This is a genomic window from Bacillus nitroreducens, from assembly GCF_964021195.1.
The window spans coordinates 1003344-1025017 of sequence record NZ_CAXHYI020000003.1 but is presented as its reverse complement, the minus strand read 5'-3'; the positions used below and the strand labels follow the sequence as shown (position 1 = coordinate 1025017).

Sequence of the window (21674 nt, the reverse complement as noted above, 5' to 3'; positions counted from 1 at the left end):
GGGGCTTGAATAGAAGTGGCTGGTTATTTTATAACATTTGAAGGACCTGAGGGTGCTGGTAAAACAACTATAGTGGAAATCCTCCAAGACGAGCTTACCAAAAGAGGTTTTGAAGTCATTACCACTAGAGAACCAGGTGGAATAGATATTGCTGAACAAATACGTTCAGTTATTTTAGATAAAAATAATACGAATATGGATAGTCGAACAGAAGCTCTTTTATATGCTGCTTCACGACGTCAGCATTTAGTAGAAAAAGTGATTCCAGCACTAGAGGAAGGAAAAATTGTTTTATGCGATCGTTTTATTGATAGTTCATTAGCATATCAGGGGTATGCAAGGGACTTAGGAATAGACGAGGTATTATCTATTAATGAATTTGCTATTGATGGGATAATGCCTTCCTTGACCCTATTCTTTGACATAAAGCCTGAAAAAGGACTGACACGAATAGGAAAGAATGATACGAGAGAAGTGAATCGCTTAGATCTTGAGAAACTTTCTTTTCATCAAAGGGTATACGAGGGCTATTTAACAGTATCAGAACGGTTTAAGGAGCGATTTCAAACGATTAATGCGGACCAATCAGTTGAAGAAGTGGCAAAGGAAGCATTAGCCGTCATTGAGAAACATTTAAAAGAAGAATAATTGTGTATAAAACCTCAAAAGTCAGATGATTTTTGAGGTTTTTGTTTTCGTTCTGTCTATAATTGGTATAGAATAAAGACAAATATGGGACACTCGCACACATTGTTACCAAATTTCGTAATATGAAGGAACACATAAAAGTGATAAAATAAAGGGAGGCAAAATGATGAAGCTAGTCGTTGCAGTTGTGCAAGATAAAGATAGCAACCGTTTGTCACAAGCATTAGTTGAACATAACTTTCGAGCAACAAAACTTGCTACAACAGGTGGCTTTCTAAAATCAGGTAATACGACGTTCCTTGTAGGAACGGAGGATATCCGTGTAAATAAATTATTAGATATCATCAAGGATAATTGCAAACATCGGGAGCAAATGATTGCACCTGTTTCGCCAATGGGTGGTAATGCAGACTCTTTTGTCCCATTTCCAGTGAAGGTTGAAGTAGGTGGAGCGACAGTGTTTGTATTGCCGATTGATGAGTTTCATCAATTCTAAGAGGTGTTTTTAAGGTCTCATGAAAATAAATCAGGATTTTCGTGTCAATATAGATAAGAATCATCCAAATCAATCCAACAAAACAACAGAAAGTCTCAATTTCAGAAAAATTGTCCATCAAGAAGGAAGTAAGCTTCAAATGGAGCAATTGTCGAAGTTGCTTTCCCAAATTGATATGGCGGGAGATCGACTCTCCCGTTCTCAAACCTTTCAAGATCTAGCTTCCTATAAGTCCCTTGTAAAACGCTTTATCCATGAAGCAGTCGAATATGGATTAGATGTGAAACAATCTCACAGTTGGAATTTTAATGGACAAGGGAGAACACATAAAATTGTTGAGGAAATTGATAAGGAGCTAATAGGTTTAACAGAACAAATGATTAATCAAGAAAAAGGATCAATTGATATTCTTGGTAGAGTTGGATTAATTAAAGGGTTATTAATTAATTTGTATACGTGATTTGAAAGAGTGATATATGGTGGAAAAAACATGGGAACAACTTCAGGAATATCAACCACTTGTCTTAAAAATGGTTGAAAATAGTCTCAAGAAGAATAGAGTGGCCCATGCTTACTTATTTGAAGGAAGTCGGGGAACAGGCAAAAAGGACGTAGGTTTTCTTTTAGCAAAAAGCCTTTTTTGTCAGCAACCCAATGGGTATAAACCTTGTAATATGTGTACGAATTGCCGGAGAATATCATCAGGCAACCATCCTGATGTTCATATTATTGAGCCAGACGGCCTATCGATTAAAAAGTGGCAGATTCAAGCGTTGCAAGAGGAGTTTTCAAAAACAGGTGTAGAATCGAATCGTAAAATCTATTTGATTAATCATGCTGATAAAATGACAACAAATGCAGCAAATAGTTTATTAAAGTTTCTAGAAGAGCCAACAAGTCAAACAGTGGCAATCCTGTTAACGGAACAAATCCATCGTATCTTGAACACGATTCTATCTCGGTGTCAGGTTCTATCCTTTCAACCACTAGTTCCTAAAGTGATTCAAGCGCAACTAGTTGATGAAGGGATTTCTCCTACCATTGCCTCACTTGTTGCTCATACAACAAACAATATAGAAGAAGCTCGTGAATTAAGTGAGGATGCTTGGTTTGGACAGTCCCGGTCAATAGTGTTACAATTATATGAAGTAATTAATACAAGACCAAGTCATGCTTTCTTTTTTTTACAAGATCAATGGTTACCTCATTTTAAAGAAAAAGAACAACTTAGTTTTGGTTTAGATATATTATTGCTTATTTATAAGGATTTATTATATATACATCTTGGTGATGAAGAAAAACAAATCTTCCATGACCAGATTACTAGCTTTAAACAATATGCACTTAAGACGTCTATTAGACGTGTATGTGATCAAATAACAGCGGTACTAGAGGCAAAACGCCGTTTAAACACCAACATGAACCCACAATTATTAATGGAACAATTGGTAATAAAGTTACAGGAGGGATATAAGCTTGTATGATGTAGTTGGTGTGCGCTTTAAGAAAGCCGGGAAAATATATTACTTTGACCCAAATGGCTTTACAATTCCTGATGGCGAGTACGTTATCGTCGAGACAGTTAGAGGAATTGAGTTTGGCAAGGTAGTAATTAATAAAAAACAAGTCGATGAAAATGACATCGTCTTACCATTGAAAAAGGTCATCCGCATTGCGGATTCAAAGGATAAATTAATTGTAGAAGAGAATAAGCAAGCTGCAAAAGAGGCGTATGATGTATGTCTGGAAAAAGTAGTCGCTCATAGCCTAGATATGAAGCTTGTTGATGTAGAATATACGTTTGATAGAAACAAGGTGATCTTCTATTTCACAGCAGATGGGCGCGTTGATTTTCGTGATTTAGTAAAGGATTTAGCGGCAATCTTCCGTACGAGAATCGAATTACGACAAATTGGGGTACGTGATGAAGCCAAAATGCTGGGTGGAATTGGTCCATGTGGAAGAATGCTTTGTTGTTCGACCTTCTTAGGTGATTTTGAGCCAGTTTCGATAAAAATGGCCAAAGATCAAAACCTTTCATTAAACCCTACCAAAATATCTGGTTTATGTGGTCGATTAATGTGCTGTTTGAAGTATGAGAATGACGAATATGAAAGTGCAAAAGAACAGCTACCAGACCTTGGAGAAATGATTGAAACAACAAGTGGTAAAGCAAAGGTTGTTGGTCTCAATATTTTAGAACGAGTACTTCAGTTAGAATTAGTTGGCCGTGAACGTGTGGTTGAATATACGTGGGAGGAACTACTGAAAGAAGGAGCGATTTCGATTCAAGCCACAGAATAACGAGGTGGAATGGGTGGACAAAAAAGATATTTTTGAATCTGTTAGTAGTATGGAGACTCAAATTGGAAATCTGTATACACAACTAGGGGAATTGAAAGCACATCTTGGACAATTATTTGAAGAGAATCACAATCTGAAAATGGAGAATGACCTTTTACGTCGTCGACTTGAACAATCCATTTCGAAGAAAAAAGAAGAAAAGGCTGATAAAGCTTTTCAAGAAGCAAAACAAGTAGATATTGGTGAAGGATACGATAATCTCGCCAGACTTTATCATGAGGGCTTCCATATCTGTAATGTACATTATGGAAGTGTCCGAACTGAAGGTGACTGCTTATTTTGTCTTTCCTTTTTAAATAAGAAATAAGGTCCTTTCCTGATTGGAGAGGGCTTTTTCATTTTTTTAGGAAGTGTTTAAAAAGGTCCGTGTTGGGGGGGAGAGGAAGCTCTTCTATCCATGTGTCAATTTTACAAGACTTTTTGAACAGCTACTTTTAGGAAAGGCTATAATTATACTTACAAACTAAGGGGAAGGAAACATAATACGATGGTTCAATTACTTCATGATGAAAGATTAGATCACTTATTAGCAGAAAACTTAAGAATTATTCAAAGCCCTTCTGTTTTTGCTTTTTCACTGGATACAGTTCTTTTAGCAAGATTTGTGTACGTACCAATACAAAAGGGAAAGATTATTGATTTATGTACGGGTAATGGGGTCATTCCTTTACTTCTAAGCAGAAGGTCAAAAGCGGAGATAACAGGTGTTGAAATTCAAGAACGTATTTATGATATGGCAAGAAGAAGTATTCAATATAACGAACTTTCGAATCAACTATCGGTTATTCACGGGGATATTAAGGATATGCCTGAGAAATTAGGGCATGGGAAATACGATGTAGTAACATGTAATCCCCCATATTTTCCAACACCGAATCCAGATGAAATAAATAAAAACGAACACCTTGCAATAGCACGCCATGAGATTTATTGTACATTAGAGGATTGTATCCGAGTAAGCAGTCAATTAGTTAGGCAAGGTGGGAAAGTGGCATTTGTCCATCGACCTGGCCGTTTAATGGATATTCTCACCTTAATGAGACAATATCGAATAGAGCCAAAGAGATTACAATTTATACATCCACGGTTTGGAAAAGAGGCAAATACCATTCTGGTAGAAGGAATTAAAGATGGAAATGCCGATTTAAAGATATTACCTCCATTATATGTATACGATGAAAGCAATGAGTATACAAAAGAGATAAGGACGATTCTTTATGGAGACGAATAAGCATTACTTTTATGTTGTGGAGTGTAAGGATGGAAGTTTCTATGCAGGCTATACGACAGATGTCGAGGAACGATTAAAGAAGCATAATGAGGGCAAAGGGGCAAAATATACAAGAGGTAGAGGCCCTATTTCTTTATTATATGCTCAGGAGTTTGATACAAAGGAAGAAGCAATGCGTGTAGAATATCGATTTAAAAGGCTGAAGCGATCAGAGAAGGAACGGTTGCTTGAAATGGAAAGTGAGGAGCGATATGTGGCAGCAAAAAAGCTTTCAATCAAATAATAAATATGGGACGTTATATCTTGTTCCGACGCCTATTGGAAATTTAGAGGATATGACGTTTCGGGCAATTAAAATCTTAAAGGAATCTGCCTATATTGCGGCAGAAGATACGAGACAAACTAAAAAACTGTGCTTTTATTTTGAGATTGAAACCCCAGTAATTAGTTATCATGAACATAATAAAAAGGTGAGCGGAGATAAAATTCTTCATTTATTGCGTGAGGGTAAGGATGTCGCACTTGTAAGTGATGCAGGGATGCCAACGATATCTGACCCAGGTTATGAACTTGTCGTAGAGGCTGTCCAGGAAGAAATATATGTTGTTCCTTTACCAGGCGCAAATGCTGCGTTAACATCACTGATTGCATCTGGGCTTGATACACAACCTTTTTACTTTTATGGATTTTTAGACAGAAATAAGAAAGAGAAGCGAAAGCAGCTTGAAGGACTTGTTCATATTCAAGCCACACTGCTTTTTTATGAGTCACCGCACCGGTTAAAAGAAACACTTAAGTTGATGAGAGAGATACTAGGAAATCGCAAAATAACGGTTTCACGGGAATTAACAAAGAAGTTTGAGGAGTTTATTCGCGGTGATATCGATGAGATCCTTGCTTGGACAGAGATAGATACGGTTCGTGGTGAATTCTGCTTAGTAGTGGAAGGAGCAGAGCATAGCGAGGTAGAAAGAGTTGAGGGGGCTTGGTGGGAGAACCTTTCAGTTGAACTACATGTTAATCACTATGTTGAGAGCGGGGCAATGTCAACAAAGGAAGCCATTAAACAAGTTGCAAAAGATCGAAAACAACAAAAAAGAGAAATATACCAGGAATATCATGGTTTAAATCAATGAAAAAAGCTTCTCAGTTCGAGAAGCTTTTTTATGTTTATCTATTATTTTACAGCAGTAAGATTGTCTTGAAGCTCTTTAAGGATCTGTTCTGCACCTTCTCGGCTAAGTACAATCTTGCCGTTAGCAAGTGTGAAATTGTCATCTGAAATTTCACCAGTAATTTGGCAAGTCATATTTGGCTTGTATTTCTTTAAAATGATTTTATCATCGTCTACGTAAATTTCTAGAGCATCTTTTTCAGCGATGTCTAATGTACGACGAAGTTCGATAGGAATAACAACTCGTCCTAATTCATCAACTTTACGAACAATACCTGTAGATTTCATTTAACTTTCTCCTCTCAAATAGTAGTAATATTTATCTCTCTCTATCGTCAATTTTCGACAAAATGATTTCTAAATAATAATATCAAGATTTCCAATTACCGTCAATCATTTTTAACTACAAATCTTATAAAATATGTATAAAAATGGCATGCAGTAGCTTGTAGATACAGGTTTTAAAGTAAGCTATATAATATGAATTTATAACTAGTATTATTATATTTATAGTGAAACTGAATAAAAAATGGAAATTTACTTCGACTTTTCTATGGGAGATAGTGTCGAAAAATGTCGATTTGTGTAATTGTTTTCCCTTTGTTTGCTAAAATTTCTTATTCAATTAAAGTGCATTTTTATCTTTAAGCACATTTAGAGGTTTCACAAGTATAGTATCTCTACATTAAGTGCGCTTGCGCTTTTCTCGTGCTTTAGGTATATTTTGTAGATATAATAGGAATAGATGAATAGTAATGTCTAATTTGGTCGATTGAATTTTTTTCAGCGAAGTCTTCTATTTCTGGAGTATGAATGAAAAGTATTTAATTCAGTTGGGGGAAATCCCTAATTGAAAAAAAATAAAGCCTCTGGTAGATGCCTCAGATTTCTAAAAGAAGTTTATAGTTTCTAAGGTCAAAAATAAGAACGCTATTTTACTTTGGCATACAAATTTGGGCGCATATATACCAAGGTGCATTTGATTAGGGAGGTACTGTGATGGCTCAAGAAAATAAAACATTTTATTTGACAACACCCATTTATTATCCAAGTGGGAAATTACATATAGGACACGCCTATACAACTGTAGCAGCAGATGCAATGGCCCGTTACAAAAGATTACGTGGTTACGATGTAATGTTTTTGACAGGAACTGATGAGCATGGTCAAAAAATTCAACGTTCAGCTACTGAAAAAGGTGTTACTCCACAAGAGTATGTTGATGAGATTGTGTCTGGTATCCAGGAATTATGGAAGAAACTCGAAATTTCGTATGATGATTTTATTCGTACTACGGAAGATCGTCATAAAAAAGTTGTCGAAAAGATTTTTGACCAACTTGTGAAACAGGGAGATATCTACCTTGACAAATATGAGGGATGGTACTGTACACCTTGTGAATCATTCTTTACTGAAAGACAATTGGTTGATGGTAACTGTCCTGACTGTGGTCGTTCAGTTGAAAAAGTAAAAGAAGAATCATATTTCTTTAAAATGAGTAAATATGTTGATCGCTTGCTCCAATATTATGAAGAAAATCCTGAATTCATCCAACCTGAATCACGAAAAAATGAAATGATCAATAACTTTCTAAAACCTGGACTTGAAGATTTGGCTGTATCAAGAACAACCTTTGACTGGGGAATTAAAGTACCAGGTGATCCGAAGCACGTGATCTACGTGTGGATAGATGCATTATCGAATTATATTACCGCATTAGGGTATGGAACAGATGACGATTCAAAATATCAAAAGTATTGGCCTGCAGATGTTCATTTAGTAGGTAAGGAAATTGTGCGTTTCCACACCATCTATTGGCCAATTATGTTAATGGCATTAGATCTTCCACTTCCGAAAAAAGTGTTTGCGCATGGTTGGTTATTAATGAAGGATGGAAAAATGTCAAAATCAAAAGGAAATGTCGTTGATCCAGTTACGTTAATCGACCGTTATGGACTGGATTCACTTCGTTACTATCTCTTACGTGAAGTTCCTTTCGGAGCTGATGGTGTATTTACACCCGAGGGATTTGTTGAGCGCATCAATTTTGATTTAGCAAATGATCTAGGAAACTTACTGAACCGTACTGTTGCTATGATTGGAAGATATTTTGATGGCAATATTCCAACGTATCAGGGAAGCCAATCGGAATATGATACACAGTTAGCGAGTTTTGCTAGAGAAACGGTAGCAAAATATGAAGAGGCTATGGAAAAAATGGAGTTTTCCGTTGCACTATCAGCACTATGGCAGTTTATTAGCCGTACGAATAAATACATTGATGAAACTCAACCTTGGGTTGTGGCAAAAGATGAAGAGAAAAAGGCTGAACTTGGGTCTATTATGAGCCACTTGGCAGAGTCACTTCGATTTTCGGCTATTATGCTTAAACCATTTTTAATTAAAACGCCTGGGGCGATTTTTGCACAGCTTGGAATTGAGGATGAAGCGTTACAAACATGGGAAAGCCTATTGGAGTTTGGAATGAAACAAGAGGGGATTCAGGTAGCGAAAGGAGATCCTATCTTCCCACGTTTAGAAATTGCAGAAGAAGTTGAATACATTAAAGAGAAAATGCAAGGTGGCGCGAAAAAAGAGGAACCTGTTCAAGAAGTGGAACAAGCCGATGAAATCGGCATCGATGATTTCATGAAAGTAGAACTTCGTGTGGCAGAAGTACTTCAAGTAGAGCCTGTAAAGAAAGCTGATAAGCTCTTAAAGCTTCAATTAGATCTAGGGTATGAAAAACGCCAAGTTGTTTCTGGTATTGCTCAATACTATAGCCCTGAAGAGCTAGTAGGTAAGAAAGTCATTTGTGTAACAAACCTTAAACCTGTTAAATTACGTGGTGAACTATCACAAGGGATGATTTTAGCAGGTTCAGTAGACGGAAAGCTATCAGTTGCAACGATTGATCAAAGCCTACCAAATGGAGCTAAAGTAAAATAACAAGAAAAGCGCATGGCGCCCGAATATCGGCGACAAGCACAAGACGAGCGCTGAAAGAAGGCGCTCTATGCCTTCGGAAGCGATTGACTTGTGACCTCGAGCCGATGGTGCCAGAAGCTAGACAACAAGAAAAGCGCATGGCGCCCGAATATCGGCGACAAGCACAAGACGAGCGCTGAAAGAAGGCGCTCTATGCCTTCGGAAGCGATTGACTTGTGACCTCGAGCCGATGGCGCCAGAAGCTAGACAACAAGAAAGCGCATGGCGCCCGTTCATCGGCGACAAGCACAAGAAAAGCGCTGAAAGAAGGCGTCCTATGCCTTCGGAAGCGATTGACTTGTGACCTCGAGCCGATGGTGCCAGAAGCTAGACAACAAGAAAAGCGCAAAGTACTATGAAAACTAGACAAAAGGAAGGACAGATGATTCTGTCCTTTTTACATATTTAGAAAAAAAAGGAGTCTTTTACATGTTAATTGATACACATGCACATTTGAATGCGATTCAGTATCAAGACGATTTAGAAGAAGTAATTGAAAGAGCACAGAGTGAAGGTGTAACAACCATTGTAGTTGTTGGTTTTGATCGAGAAACAATTACAAGAGCTATTGAACTGGCTGAACAGTATGAATTTATATACGCCACAGTAGGTTGGCATCCTGTGGATGCTATAGATATGACAGACGAAGACCTTAAATGGATAGAAGAGCTCTGTTCGCATCCAAAGGTAGTTGCATTGGGAGAAATGGGTCTCGATTATTATTGGGACAAATCTCCAAAGGATATACAAAAGGAAGTCTTTCGCAAGCAAATTGCGCTAGCAAAGAAAGTTAAGCTACCCATTATCATTCATAATCGAGAAGCGACTTCTGATATTCTCGAAATCCTACAAGAAGAGAATGCAAGTGAAGTGGGTGGGGTTATGCACTGTTTTACTGGTAGTATTGAAGTGGCAAAACAGTGTATGGATATGAATTTTTATATCTCATTCGGCGGTCCTGTAACCTTTAAAAACGCGAAAAAACCAAAAGAAGTGGCAGCCGAAATTCCACTAGATCGTCTCTTAATTGAAACGGATTGTCCCTATTTAACTCCACATCCTTTTCGAGGAAAACGGAATGAACCAAGCTATGTGAAATATATAGCAGAACAAATAGCGGAGCTAAAAGGAGTCTCTTTTGAGGAAATTGCGCAAAAAACATCCGACAATGCGAAGCGATTTTTCGACATATAATGATAGTAAATTTTGTCAATTAAAGCAAAAGCTTGTCCAATAATAAGTTAAATAGAAAAAGTTCTACATGCCTCCTTGATCTCATATATATCTTTGTCGACAACTAATTCTTCCTTTTTAAAAACTCTTCTTGCATAATATTCTACAATGGTGAGCAAAAAAGGGGTGGGGTTGACAGAAAATATGATCCTTTATATAATCCACTGAGAGAAGGAGGCGTTTTTCATTTGCTTAAAAACATGAAAAAACTGTTTTCCGAGTCAAAACACAAAAAGAGATTCATAGTCTCGATAAGTAGTTTGATAGCGTTCGTAGCAGTTGGTACAGGATATGCTACATACGAAACAACAAAGGATACAGTTACACTATCATTAAATGGTAATGAGCAAGTTATAAGGACGCACGCAAACACGGTTGCTGAAGTTCTACAGGATCTGGAGATAGATGTGTCAAAACATGATGAACTTTCACCGTCAATGGATACGGCGATCAAAGACAATCTGAAAGTGACATTGCAAGAGGCAATTCCAGTCGAACTTGTAGTTGATAACCAACCGAAAAAGGTTTGGACAACTGTCAATACCGTGGGAGATCTTTTCAAAGATGAGAAGGTAGAAATTACAGAGCACGATAAAATTAGTCCTAGTATAGATACAAAACTAACAAAAGATATGAAAGTTGAAGTGGCAAAAGCATTTCAACTTACATTAAACGACGGCGGTACCGAATCTCAAGTTTGGTCCACTTCGACTACTGTCGCTGACTTTTTAAAAGGTCAAAATATTACACTAAATGAATTGGATCGAGTAGAACCAGGGATGGAAGAACAGATTACAGCAAATAGTGTTGTCAATGTTGTACGAGTAGAAAAAGTCACCGATGTAGTGGAAGAATCTGTTGCCTTTGCCGTAGTTCGAAAAAAGGACAACAGCATTGAAAAAGGCAAGGAAAAAGTGGTAGATCCTGGTCAAAAAGGTAAAGTCGCTAAGCATTATGAAGTTGTTCTTGAAAATGGTAAAGAAGTTTCAAGAGATCTTATCAAGACAGAAACGCTGGCAGATAGTAAGGATAAAGTTGTTGCAGTGGGGACACGTGATATTGTGAAACAAGTTTCCCGTGGTACTTCAAAAGCATCTAAAGAGTTCTACGTATCCTCTACAGCTTATACGGCATATTGTAGTGGGTGTTCAGGCGTAACTGCAACTGGAATTAACCTGCGCGCTAACCCGAATGCGAAGGTTATCGCAGTTGATCCAAGTATTATTCCATTAGGCACAAAAGTATATGTAGAAGGGTATGGCTATGCTGTGGCTGCTGACAAGGGTTCCAATATAAAGGGCCATAAGATAGATGTCTTTTTCTCGGAAAAATCTCAAGCCTATCGTTGGGGGCAACGAAAGGTTAAAATCCAAATCTTAAATTAACTTGATAGTAACAGAGGAATTATTCCTCTGTTTTTTTATGTTTTCTTTCTATCTCGTAATAGACTCCACCGCTCTGCTTGAGTCAAAAAGTTAATAAGCGGGTATCTTATGCCCTGTTTTTTATATCAACGTCTTTTTTGTTATAATTATGTAATATTTGTATCTATAATGTTAGACGAATTAAACAGAGAAAGGTTTCAAAAAAAATGAAAATAAAAGAAATAATTGTAGTAGAAGGTAAAGATGATACCGTAGCAATTAAAAGGGCTGTTGATGCTGATACAATTGAAACAAACGGTTCAGCTGTAAATAAAGAAGTTTTAGAGAGGATCAAACATGCTCATGAAGTGAGAGGGGTCATTGTGTTCACAGACCCCGATTATCCAGGTGAGCGGATTCGCAAAATTGTTGCGAATGCAGTACCCGGGTGTAAACACGCCTTTTTACCTAAAAATGAGGCACTTGCTAAGTCGAAAAAAAAGGTAGGAGTTGAGCACGCCACTCCTGAAGCCATTCGCAGGGCATTAGCGGATGTAAAACAAGAGGCAGAGGACTTTCACTCTGAAATTGAATTTGACGCGCTAGTGGACGCAGGATTGATCGGTGGGAGCAAAGCAAAAGAACGTAGGGAGAAATTAGGCGTCCTTTTAAAAATTGGTTATACTAACGGAAAACAGCTTTATAAGCGTCTACAAATGTTTCAGATTTCAAAAGAGGTATTTGATGAGGCGGTTGAAAAAGTGCTACAGGGGGAAAAGGTAAAGTGATGAAAGACATAGCCACACCTATACGAACAAGAGCAATTCTGGAAAAATATGGTTTTTCTTTTAAGAAAAGTTTAGGGCAAAACTTTTTAATTGATACGAATATTTTACATCGCATCGTAGATCATGCTGAAATAACGAGCGAAACAGGGGCGATTGAAATTGGTCCAGGTATTGGTGCATTAACTGAGCAACTTGCCAAACGGGCGAAACAGGTTGTTGCATTTGAAATAGACGGACGCCTATTGCCAATATTGGCGGACACATTATCTCCGTATGAGAATGTAGAAGTGATTCATGAGGATGTCCTAAAAGCCAATGTACGGTCTGTTATTGATGAAAAGATGCAGGGAATAAAAGATATCATGGTTGTTGCCAATCTTCCATATTACGTGACCACGCCAATCATTATGAAACTGTTAACAGAGAATCTCCCTTTAAGAGGCATTGTTGTCATGCTTCAAAAGGAAGTTGCCGATCGTATTTCAGCGGCACCAGGTACAAAGAATTATGGCTCTTTATCAATTGCCATTCAATACTACACGACAGCTGAAACCGTTATGACAGTACCAAGAACTGTATTTGTACCCCAGCCAAATGTAGACTCAGCGGTGATTCGCTTGTTAAGACGGGAAGAACCTGCTGTGAAGGTACAAAATGAGTCATTCTTTTTTGATATTGTTCGCGCAGCATTTGGACAAAGAAGGAAAACGATTTTAAACAATTTAACGTCTAACCTTCCTAACGGTAAAATCCATAAAGAGGTTATTGAAAAATGCTTAGAAACTGCAAATATAGATCCGAAACGTCGCGGTGAAACATTATCAATTCAAGAATTTGGACAGTTAAGTGATGGCATATATAAAGCATTATCCAAGGGACCTACTGAATAGTGGGTCTTTTTTTTGTTTGGTTGTTTTCGTAAATTATGTTGTTCTTGATAAAATTGGTTTTTGCTACATTTTTTCTACTAACAAAGTCATTAAATGGACCTACTTTTCTAAATAGGACGTTATAACTCTCTACTATCTCCTCACCATTTTGTGGAATGCTGCATAGGCTAACAAGTAGGCATCACCTAAGCGGAAATTACCTCAAAGTTGGAGTGAGTGAGGATGAATATAAAAGTAGGCGATATCGTTGCACGTAAATCTTATCAATTTGACTTAATGTTTAAAGTAACAGAAATAACACACGATGGAATTGTTTATTTAAATGGTGAGGATGTAAGGTTGATTGCAGATGCTCCATATGAAGACTTAGTTTTAATTAATGAGAACGAAAGACGAAAAAGACAAAGAATGGAACGAGAAAAAGCGGATCATTCCTATCGATTATTTCGCCAGGATTATCAGCTTATCAGGGAAAAAAATGAATACCATGCGACAGGTGGGTATTCCAATAATGCAGAGTTTTTCCAAATCCCAGGAAGAGTCTTGCATATCGATGGAGATCCCAACTACTTAAATAAATGTCTTGATTTATATAAAAAAATTGGTGTTCCTGTATATGGGATACACTGTCATGAAACGGAAATGCCTGAAAAAATTGATGAACTAATGGATGCATATAGACCAGACATACTTGTGATAACTGGTCATGATGCCTATTCAAAAACAAAGGGTAAGGTTTCCGAATTAAAGGCATATCGACATTCTCGTCATTTTGCTCAAGCGGTCCGACAAGCAAGGAAAAGGGTTCCACATTTAGACCAACTCGTTATCTTTGCAGGTGCTTGTCAATCTCATTTTGAGTCGTTAATTCGCGCGGGAGCAAATTATGCAAGTTCACCTTCAAGAGTCAATATACACGCTCTAGACCCTGTGTATATCGTTGCAAAGATTAGTTTTACTCCGTTTGATGAAAGGGTCAATGTGTGGGATGTTCTTCGCAATACGTTAACAGGAGAAAAAGGCATTGGTGGAATTGAAACAAAGGGACTTTTACGAACAGGGATGCCCTATCATAGACTAGTTGATAATGAGGAGAAAGGGAATCTCTAACGGTGATACGCTAGAGATTCTTTGATGTTTTATTGTTTTTTAACGATAAGATAAAAATTTTGTCGACAAAAAGAAATAGTGATAAATATACATATTGACAGCATTTTTGTACATACTATCGGTTGTGCACTGAGAAAATTGACGTAAAATAGTCATTGACAAGTATTTTGTTTCATTGTTATAATTTTAGTTTTATTTGACGTTCGGTGTTTTTTTTGGTATACTAAAAATAGTGAGGTGGAGTGGAAATGGGAAAAACTTTGCTTGATATTAAACGATCTCTAGACACTAATTTAGGTAAGCGTCTTACATTAAAGGCTAATGGTGGTCGTAGAAAGACAATTGAGCGCTCAGGTGTGCTCGCTGAAACGTACCCCTCTGTATTTGTGATTGAGTTAGACCAGGATGAAAATTCATTTGAGCGAGTTTCATACAGTTATGCTGATATTCTTACAGAAACCGTTCAATTAACATTCTTTGATGAGACAAACGGAAACGTAGCAATAAGTGGGCAGTAAACATATTTGTTTGCTGCTTTTTTTTTGGCTCTATAATATTTGTTGGGGTTTAAACAAAATTTTGTGTGCATAAAAAAACACGCAAACTCCTCATTCATTTATACTTGAATTGTCTAGAAACAAGTCTAAAGAATGGAGTTGCGTGTACATGGATTTTACCATGATTATTCCTGGATTAAAAGGGTCTATCCTAACCAATGTTGAAGAAGTGGGCGAAGTTATCCGCCTGTACGTTGAAATGGAGCGAAAAGTACATCGGTGCCCTAAATGTAATCAAAGGACGAGTAAAATTCATGACTATCGTATACAAAAAATTCAACACTTAAAGTGGTTTGAAAGAAAAACCCAAATCTTTTATAAGCGTAGACGATATGTCTGTGAATGTGGGAAACGTTTTTCAGAGAAAAATCCTTTTGTCATGCGTTATCAACGTACCTCAATAGAATGGAATCAAGCTATATCAATTAAAGCGATTAAAGGAAAAACATTTAAGGAAACAGCTGAAATCTACGGGTGTTCATCTTCAACCATTATACGTCGATTCGATCAAATTTCACGAAGTGAAATTCGTCCGGTGGAAGAATTACCTACAGTTATAGCTATTGATGAATACAAGGGTGATACCCGCGAAGGGAAATACCAGTTAATCATTGCGAATGGGATAACAAAAGAACCGATTGATATTCTACCAAATCGTTATAAACGTACGATAAAAGACTACTTAAGAAAGCACGGATCTAGAGTGCAAATAGTCATAATGGATATGAATCATTCCTTTAAAGCAGCCGTTCAAGAGGCATTAGGTAAACCTGTTATTGTAGCTGATAGATTTCATTTTTGTCGTTACATCTATTGGGGGCTTGATGGAGTAAGACGTCGAGTACAAAACCAATTTCATGGCTACGACCGTAAAAAGTGTAAACGTATGAAACATGTCTTTCATAAAGACTGCCAACGCTTAACTAAGGATGAGAAATGGCATTTAAATCGTTACTTGGAGATGTCGAATGAACTCAAACAAGCATATGAAATTAAAGAGGCATATCGTTCTTGGTTTTTACGTGCCAAAGAAAACGGAAAAAACAGTATCAGTTTGGTTAAAAAGGAATTGGAAGAACTATATAAGTTAATTGAGGATTCAAAGATACCTGAAATGATTAAAGCAATAAAGACCATACAAAATTGGCAAGTTGAAGTATTAAATAGCTTTGCCTATGAATATTCAAATGGGTTTTTAGAGGGAATTAATAATTCAACCAAAGTTCTAAAGAGAAATGCTTATGGATTTAGAGTTTTTGAACGCTTTAGGGCGAAGATTTTATTAACACACAAGTATAAAAGAATTGGGGTACATATTGGTTAACCGAGTTGGTGTGATTCTCCTCTATAAAAAATGATGAATGGTACCATCCATCATTTTTTATAGAGGCCACCAAGCGTAGCGCGGTAGCCTAAAACCCCAACATTTGATTTAGAACCTTTTTTTTTGCTTTGAAATTACAAAGGTAAGCTAGAGAATGACAAAATCAGGTAATTTACATATAGTGTAAGCTGTTTAGTCAGTTTCGTCATCGCTTGTGCTTTATTGATAATCACATGGAATTTACTTTGACCGCCATTTTTGGAAGAAAAGTATATATCCTCTACAAGGTGTTAACAATGAGTAAGGTAAGGTTGCGGTTAGAGTATGCAAACTAAAATAAACGCATCGGTTCAAAAAAATATGACATGCTTGGGACTCTTCTCTGGGCCCAAAATTTGTTACTATAACTTGTTCCGTTGTTTCAAATAATAAGGTTGTCGTAGTATGAAGGGAGTTGTTGTAATTGGGAAGACGAAAAGGTATTATGTCGGAAGCCTTTAAAGAAGAACTCGCGAAAGAACTTGGTTTTTATGATACGGTTAAAAATGAAGGTTGGGGTGCCATAAGATCGCGAGATGCTGGAAATATGGTAAAACGCGCGATAGAGATTGGACAACAACAGCTAGCGAATAAAGGAAATAACCAATAAAAGCAGTTTCTTTGAACTACGACGCCGGAGCAGACTCGCTTCGGCTTTCTTTATATCCAAAAGCTCCTGAACAAGAACGGTTTGAAATCTTATCATTCTATTTACATAAAAAACATTGGAGACTATGTAACATCACTGTTTTGCGGTGTTTACTTTGTGGTACAATGTCAATATTGAATTTTACGTTTAAAGCAGGTGTTTACATGAAATTATTAGTTAAGGCCCCAGCAAAAATAAACTTGGCACTTGATGTTTTGCATAAACGACAGGATGGTTACCATGAGGTACGTATGATTATGACAACCATCGATTTATCGGATAGGCTTGAATTGTCAGATTATGAGGGTGATGACATAAAAGTTATTTCGCATAATCGTTTTGTGCCAGATGACAGCCGTAATTTGGCTTACCAAGCGGCTAATTTACTAAAAAAAAGATTTGGTGTTAAAAAGGGCGTAGTCATTTCAATTACAAAATCAATCCCTGTAGCTGCAGGTTTAGCAGGCGGAAGCAGTGATGCAGCTGCGACATTAAGAGGGTTAAATAAATTTTGGGGTCTTGGACTTAGTCTAGATGAACTAGCCTCCATTGGCGCTGAGATTGGCTCAGATGTGTCTTTCTGTGTATACGGGGGTACTGCTCTAGCGACAGGACGTGGTGAGGTCATTACAGAGTTACCAGCACCTCCGCACTGTTGGGTTATTTTGGCAAAACCAACAATAGGTGTTTCCACGGCCGATGTTTATCAAAATCTTTCAATCGATAAAATAAACCATCCAGATGTGGACGGCATGATACAAGCTATCGAAACAAAGGATTTTAACGGCATTTGCAGTCGAGTTGGAAATGTGTTAGAAGATGTTACCTTAAAGCTTCATCCTGAAGTAGCACATATAAAAGACCAAATGAAACGATTCGGAGCAGATGCGGTTTTAATGAGTGGAAGTGGTCCAACTGTTTTTGGATTGGTTCAAAGAGAATCAAGAATGCAACGGATTTATAATGGATTACGTGGCTTTTGTGATCAAGTTTATGCAGTTAGGTTGATTGGTGAACGGAATAGTGATTAACTTCATTCAAGCATGTAATTTATATGTAGACTAAGCAAACTATGCGATATGTGACTGTCAGTATGTTTGGATTAAAGCCCCCAGGGAACGGCTCAAACTGGACTATAATACGCCGAGGTGCATTTGATTAGAACGGACATTAGTGATATATTATCATTAAAACATTCGGTTTTTGGAGGGCAACAATGAAATTTAGACGGAGTAGTAGACTAGTTGATATGACAAATCACTTGCTGTTACACCCACAGCACCTTGTATCACTTTCCTTTTTTGCACAAAAATACGATTCTGCTAAATCCTCAATAAGTGAGGACTTGGCTATTATCAAGCAAACTTTTGAACAACAAGGAATTGGGACATTAATTACGGTAGCAGGAGCTGCTGGTGGAGTGAAGTTTATTCCAATGGTTGGGGAAGAAGAAGCAAGTAAAGTTGTTAGTGAGCTTTGTGAGGTAATCGCAAACCCAGATCGACTTCTTCCAGGTGGATATTTATATTTGACAGATATACTTGGTGATCCGAGAATTGTCAATAAAATCGGGAAAATCTTTGCCTCAATCTATTCGAAACTTGAAATAGATGTTGTTATGACTGTTGCAACTAAAGGAATCCCTTTGGCATATGCGGTTGCATCGCATTTGGACGTACCAGTGGTAATAGTAAGACACGACAATCGAGTAACAGAAGGATCTACCGTAAGCATTAATTATGTTTCTGGATCGACCAAACGTATTCAAACGATGGTTTTGGCAAAAAGAAGCTTGAAAGAAGGCTCTAATGTACTTATCATCGATGACTTTATGAAAGCGGGCGGTACTGTCAATGGAATGGTAAGTATACTTGAAGAGTTTAATGCAAACTTAAAAGGGATCGGTGTCTTAGTCGAGTCAGAGGGTGTTGAAGAAAGACTAGTCGATGAGTACATATCCTTAGTAAGACTAACCGATGTTGATGTAAAAGAAAAACAAATTAAGGTAACGGTCGGTAATTATGAATCTTACCTACAAAAAATAGAAATTGAAGATGAGATGGGGGAAGAAGCATGAAACAAGTTCAAACAAACCAAGCGCCAGCTGCAATAGGACCTTATTCACAAGGAATTGTCGTAAATAATATGTTTTATAGCTCTGGACAAATTCCATTAACGCCATCAGGTGAGTTAGTAAGTGGGGGTATTAAAGAACAGACAATACAAGTATTTAAAAATCTTCAAGCTGTATTGGCTGCAGCAAATTGCTCTTTAGACACAGTTGTTAAAGCAACCGTATTTATTAAGAACATGGATGAATTTGCAGAACTCAATGAAGTCTATGGAGAATTTTTTGGCGATCACAAACCAGCTCGTTCAACAGTTGAAGTAGCAAGACTTCCGAAAGATGTATTGGTGGAGATTGAAGTTATCGCACTCGTAAAATAAACGAAAATCCTAAAAAAAAAGGCTAAAAAAGACACATCGAGTAAAGACTTTTACTAGCTTTAATCCGCGTGATGTGGCGAACGGCAGGAGCAATCACATCTTATGAAAGTTTTGTGGGTCCTTTTTATCCCTTTTTATTTTAAATGCCTTTTTAACTGTTTTTATCACAAATATTCTGTTCATTCCCAAAAAAGTATGAATCTTTTTTAAAAAATTTTAATATTTAGCAGGAGTTTCAAACTTTTCGTTGAATATGAATAACTAAGTTTTTATATAGTCAAAAAGGTGGTGAACAGAATGGAAGTGACAGACGTTAGATTACGCCGCGTTAACACTGAAGGAAGAATGAGAGCGATTGCATCAATTACGTTAGACCATGAATTTGTGGTTCATGACATTCGTGTAATTGACGGCAACAATGGTTTATTTGTTGCAATGCCGAGCAAACGCACTCCAGATGGAGAGTTTCGCGATATCGCTCATCCGATTAACTCAGGTACGCGTGGAAAGATTCAAGATGCAGTACTAGCTGAGTATCACCGCTTAGGTGAAGTAGAGGTTGAGTTTGAGGAAGCAGGGGCATCCTAAAATAAATATAACAGTAAAGAGCCTATAATTATAGTAGGCTCTTTTTTTATTCTGCATAATCAAAATTTCTCAAGCAAAAAATTAAGGCACTTTCGTTAGTTTTCTTGAAAATGGTCTCTATTTAAGATATATTCGAAATGGATAAAAAGGTTTACCTTTATTCATTTGAGGATTATATAAAGGTAGTGCCTCTGGCGAAAGAAATGCGATTTTTAAGGTGGATTTTCAGCAACTGGTACTCAGTCCTCGAGAGAAGGAAAATGCCAGTAAGCCTTATTGGTGTGAAGCGATAAGCTGAGGCAATTATGCTACGGTTTGAAGAATCACATCTGGCAAGCTTGAAAAAAAACTGGCGCAAATTCGTCGAGGCGAATTTGATTAGGTTAATTGGAGGCCTGAACATGACAAACAGATATGGCGTAATTTTGGCCGCAGGGCAAGGAACACGTATGAAATCAAAGCTTTATAAGGTTCTACACCCTGTATGTGGAAAACCAATGGTACAGCATGTAGTGGATCAGCTTTCACAACTGTCCCTACAAAAGCTTGTGACAATCGTTGGACATGGCGCGGAAAAAGTAAAAGCTCAAATCGGAGATAATAGTGAATATGCCCTTCAAGAAGAACAGTTAGGGACGGCACATGCAGTGATGCAAGCAACAAACCATTTAGCAAATGAAAAAGGAATTACTTTAGTTGTTTGTGGTGATACTCCACTTATTACATCAGAGACAATGGAAGCTTTACTTAAGCAGCATGAAGATGCTGGAGCAAAAGCTACTATTTTAACGGCAGTGGCTGCTGAACCAACTGGTTACGGAAGAATTGTCCGCAATGCGCAAGGACATGTTGAGCGCATTGTTGAACATAAAGATGCAACAGAAGAAGAACGTAAGCTAACAGAAATAAATACAGGAACATACTGTTTTGATAACGAAGCACTATTTGAAGCGCTTTCAAATGTATCGAATGACAATGTGCAAGGAGAGTATTATCTCCCTGATGTCATTGAAATTCTGAAAAAGAAAGGTGAAATTGTTTCTGCATTCCAGACAGATTCTTTTGAAGAAACACTTGGAGTGAATGACCGTTATGCACTTTCGCAGGCGGAAAAATTAATGAAACAACGAATTAATAAGCAACACATGATGAATGGAGTTACGATTATCGATCCTGATAATACGTACATTTCAGCAGATGCAAAAATCGGTTCAGACACCGTTTTATATCCAGGCACTGTTATAATGGGAGAGGTAGAAATTGGCGCTGACTGTGAAGTTGGTCCAAATTCTGAAATTAAAAATTGTAAAATTGGAGATAGAACAGTAATTCGTCATTCAGTTGCGCATGATAGTAGTATTGGAAATGATGTAGCAATTGGGCCATTTGCGCATATCCGTCCAGCAACAGAGATTAGTGACAAGGTTAAGGTTGGAAACTTTGTTGAATTGAAAAAGGCTGTTTTCGGTGAGGGAAGTAAAGCGTCTCATTTAAGTTATATTGGAGATGCTGAGGTTGGCAAAAATGTTAATATTGGCTGTGGCTCTATCACTGTGAACTATGACGGAAAAAATAAATTTTTAACTAAAATTGAAGATGATGTGTTTATTGGCTGCAATTCAAATTTAGTAGCTCCAGTAACTGTTGGAAAGGGAGCATACGTTGCGGCAGGTTCTACAATTACAAGCGAAGTACCAAGCAACGCTCTTTCGATTGCAAGAGCCCGTCAAGTCAATAAAGAGAATTATGTTGAAATCTTAAATCAAAAGAAAAATTCCTAATG

General features: G+C 37.4%; 24 protein-coding genes. 23 read left to right on the top strand and 1 reads right to left on the bottom strand.

What is annotated here, in order from left to right:
• Positions 1–15 precede the first annotated feature (15 nt).
• The 9 genes from tmk (at position 16) to rsmI (ending at position 5875) form a co-directional block, all read left to right on the top strand.
• Entirely contained in the window at positions 16–648 is a 633-nt protein-coding gene (gene tmk, locus ACWPVE_RS08940; RefSeq protein WP_453992580.1) for a dTMP kinase, read from the top strand.
• A 166-nt stretch (positions 649–814) separates the two neighbouring features.
• The gene (locus ACWPVE_RS08935; protein WP_077620134.1) at positions 815–1144 is read left to right on the top strand and encodes a cyclic-di-AMP receptor; all 330 of its coding nucleotides are present in this window, start codon (positions 815–817) and stop codon (positions 1142–1144) included.
• Between the two features lie 19 nt (positions 1145–1163).
• The gene (locus tag ACWPVE_RS08930; RefSeq protein WP_453992578.1) at positions 1164–1604 is read left to right on the top strand and encodes a YaaR family protein; all 441 of its coding nucleotides are present in this window, start codon (positions 1164–1166) and stop codon (positions 1602–1604) included.
• A 19-nt stretch (positions 1605–1623) separates the two neighbouring features.
• Complete coding sequence (holB, locus tag ACWPVE_RS08925; RefSeq protein ID WP_453992576.1) at positions 1624–2628, top strand: DNA polymerase III subunit delta'; 1005 nt, start codon at positions 1624–1626, stop codon at positions 2626–2628.
• Positions 2621–3448, top strand: coding sequence for a PSP1 domain-containing protein (locus ACWPVE_RS08920; RefSeq protein WP_453992574.1), 828 nt, complete (start codon positions 2621–2623; stop codon positions 3446–3448). Before holB ends, ACWPVE_RS08920 begins: the two co-directional genes overlap by 8 nt.
• Positions 3449–3461: 13 nt before the next feature.
• Positions 3462–3815, top strand: a complete 354-nt coding sequence (gene yabA, locus ACWPVE_RS08915; protein WP_453992572.1) for a DNA replication initiation control protein YabA — start codon at positions 3462–3464, stop codon at positions 3813–3815.
• A 180-nt stretch (positions 3816–3995) separates the two neighbouring features.
• On the top strand, positions 3996–4739 hold the full coding sequence (locus tag ACWPVE_RS08910; RefSeq protein WP_453992570.1) for a tRNA1(Val) (adenine(37)-N6)-methyltransferase: 744 nt from the start codon (positions 3996–3998) through the stop codon (positions 4737–4739).
• A complete protein-coding gene (locus ACWPVE_RS08905) occupies positions 4726–5022 on the top strand; it encodes a GIY-YIG nuclease family protein (RefSeq protein WP_453992568.1) in 297 nt (98 codons plus the stop codon). Before ACWPVE_RS08910 ends, ACWPVE_RS08905 begins: the two co-directional genes overlap by 14 nt.
• Complete coding sequence (rsmI, locus tag ACWPVE_RS08900; RefSeq protein WP_453992566.1) at positions 4991–5875, top strand: 16S rRNA (cytidine(1402)-2'-O)-methyltransferase; 885 nt, start codon at positions 4991–4993, stop codon at positions 5873–5875. Before ACWPVE_RS08905 ends, rsmI begins: the two co-directional genes overlap by 32 nt.
• Positions 5876–5916: 41 nt before the next feature.
• Here rsmI and ACWPVE_RS08895 read toward each other — a convergent pair whose 3' ends face one another.
• On the bottom strand, positions 5917–6201 hold the full coding sequence (locus ACWPVE_RS08895) for an AbrB/MazE/SpoVT family DNA-binding domain-containing protein (protein WP_229142056.1): 285 nt from the start codon (positions 6199–6201) through the stop codon (positions 5917–5919).
• A 711-nt stretch (positions 6202–6912) separates the two neighbouring features.
• Here ACWPVE_RS08895 and metG point away from each other — a divergent pair.
• The 14 genes from metG (at position 6913) to glmU (ending at position 21672) form a co-directional block, all read left to right on the top strand.
• Positions 6913–8862 carry a methionine--tRNA ligase gene (gene metG / locus ACWPVE_RS08890; protein WP_453992564.1) on the top strand — a complete coding sequence of 650 codons (1950 nt, stop codon included), beginning with the start codon at positions 6913–6915 and terminating at the stop codon, positions 8860–8862.
• A gap of 468 nt (positions 8863–9330) precedes the next feature.
• Positions 9331–10095, top strand: a complete 765-nt coding sequence (locus ACWPVE_RS08885; protein WP_453992562.1) for a TatD family hydrolase — start codon at positions 9331–9333, stop codon at positions 10093–10095.
• A gap of 227 nt (positions 10096–10322) precedes the next feature.
• Positions 10323–11519 (top strand): ubiquitin-like domain-containing protein, encoded by a 1197-nt coding sequence (locus tag ACWPVE_RS08880; protein ID WP_453992560.1) that lies wholly within the window; start codon positions 10323–10325, stop codon positions 11517–11519.
• 206 nt (positions 11520–11725) lie between these two features.
• Complete coding sequence (gene rnmV / locus ACWPVE_RS08875; protein ID WP_453992558.1) at positions 11726–12286, top strand: ribonuclease M5; 561 nt, start codon at positions 11726–11728, stop codon at positions 12284–12286.
• On the top strand, positions 12283–13176 hold the full coding sequence (gene rsmA, locus ACWPVE_RS08870) for a 16S rRNA (adenine(1518)-N(6)/adenine(1519)-N(6))-dimethyltransferase RsmA (protein ID WP_453992556.1): 894 nt from the start codon (positions 12283–12285) through the stop codon (positions 13174–13176). Before rnmV ends, rsmA begins: the two co-directional genes overlap by 4 nt.
• A gap of 222 nt (positions 13177–13398) precedes the next feature.
• Entirely contained in the window at positions 13399–14286 is an 888-nt protein-coding gene (gene yabG / locus ACWPVE_RS08865; RefSeq protein WP_453992554.1) for a sporulation peptidase YabG, read from the top strand.
• Between the two features lie 248 nt (positions 14287–14534).
• The gene (gene veg / locus ACWPVE_RS08860) at positions 14535–14804 is read left to right on the top strand and encodes a biofilm formation stimulator Veg (RefSeq protein ID WP_453992552.1); all 270 of its coding nucleotides are present in this window, start codon (positions 14535–14537) and stop codon (positions 14802–14804) included.
• Between the two features lie 142 nt (positions 14805–14946).
• Positions 14947–16167, top strand: coding sequence for an ISL3 family transposase (locus ACWPVE_RS08855; protein ID WP_082090051.1), 1221 nt, complete (start codon positions 14947–14949; stop codon positions 16165–16167).
• Between the two features lie 463 nt (positions 16168–16630).
• Entirely contained in the window at positions 16631–16816 is a 186-nt protein-coding gene (locus ACWPVE_RS08850; RefSeq protein ID WP_453992550.1) for a small, acid-soluble spore protein, alpha/beta type, read from the top strand.
• Positions 16817–17019: 203 nt separating this feature from the next.
• Positions 17020–17886, top strand: coding sequence for a 4-(cytidine 5'-diphospho)-2-C-methyl-D-erythritol kinase (gene ispE, locus ACWPVE_RS08845; RefSeq protein ID WP_453992549.1), 867 nt, complete (start codon positions 17020–17022; stop codon positions 17884–17886).
• Positions 17887–18071: 185 nt separating this feature from the next.
• Positions 18072–18932: a pur operon repressor gene (gene purR / locus ACWPVE_RS08840; RefSeq protein ID WP_453992547.1), complete on the top strand. Its 861-nt coding sequence runs from the start codon at positions 18072–18074 to the stop codon at positions 18930–18932.
• Positions 18929–19303, top strand: coding sequence for a RidA family protein (locus ACWPVE_RS08835; protein WP_453992545.1), 375 nt, complete (start codon positions 18929–18931; stop codon positions 19301–19303). The genes purR and ACWPVE_RS08835 overlap by 4 nt, the downstream gene beginning before the upstream one ends.
• 297 nt (positions 19304–19600) lie before the next feature.
• Positions 19601–19891 carry a septation regulator SpoVG gene (gene spoVG, locus ACWPVE_RS08830; protein ID WP_077620152.1) on the top strand — a complete coding sequence of 97 codons (291 nt, stop codon included), beginning with the start codon at positions 19601–19603 and terminating at the stop codon, positions 19889–19891.
• 401 nt (positions 19892–20292) lie between these two features.
• Positions 20293–21672, top strand: coding sequence for a bifunctional UDP-N-acetylglucosamine diphosphorylase/glucosamine-1-phosphate N-acetyltransferase GlmU (glmU, locus tag ACWPVE_RS08825; protein WP_453992543.1), 1380 nt, complete (start codon positions 20293–20295; stop codon positions 21670–21672).
• Positions 21673–21674 lie beyond the last annotated feature (2 nt).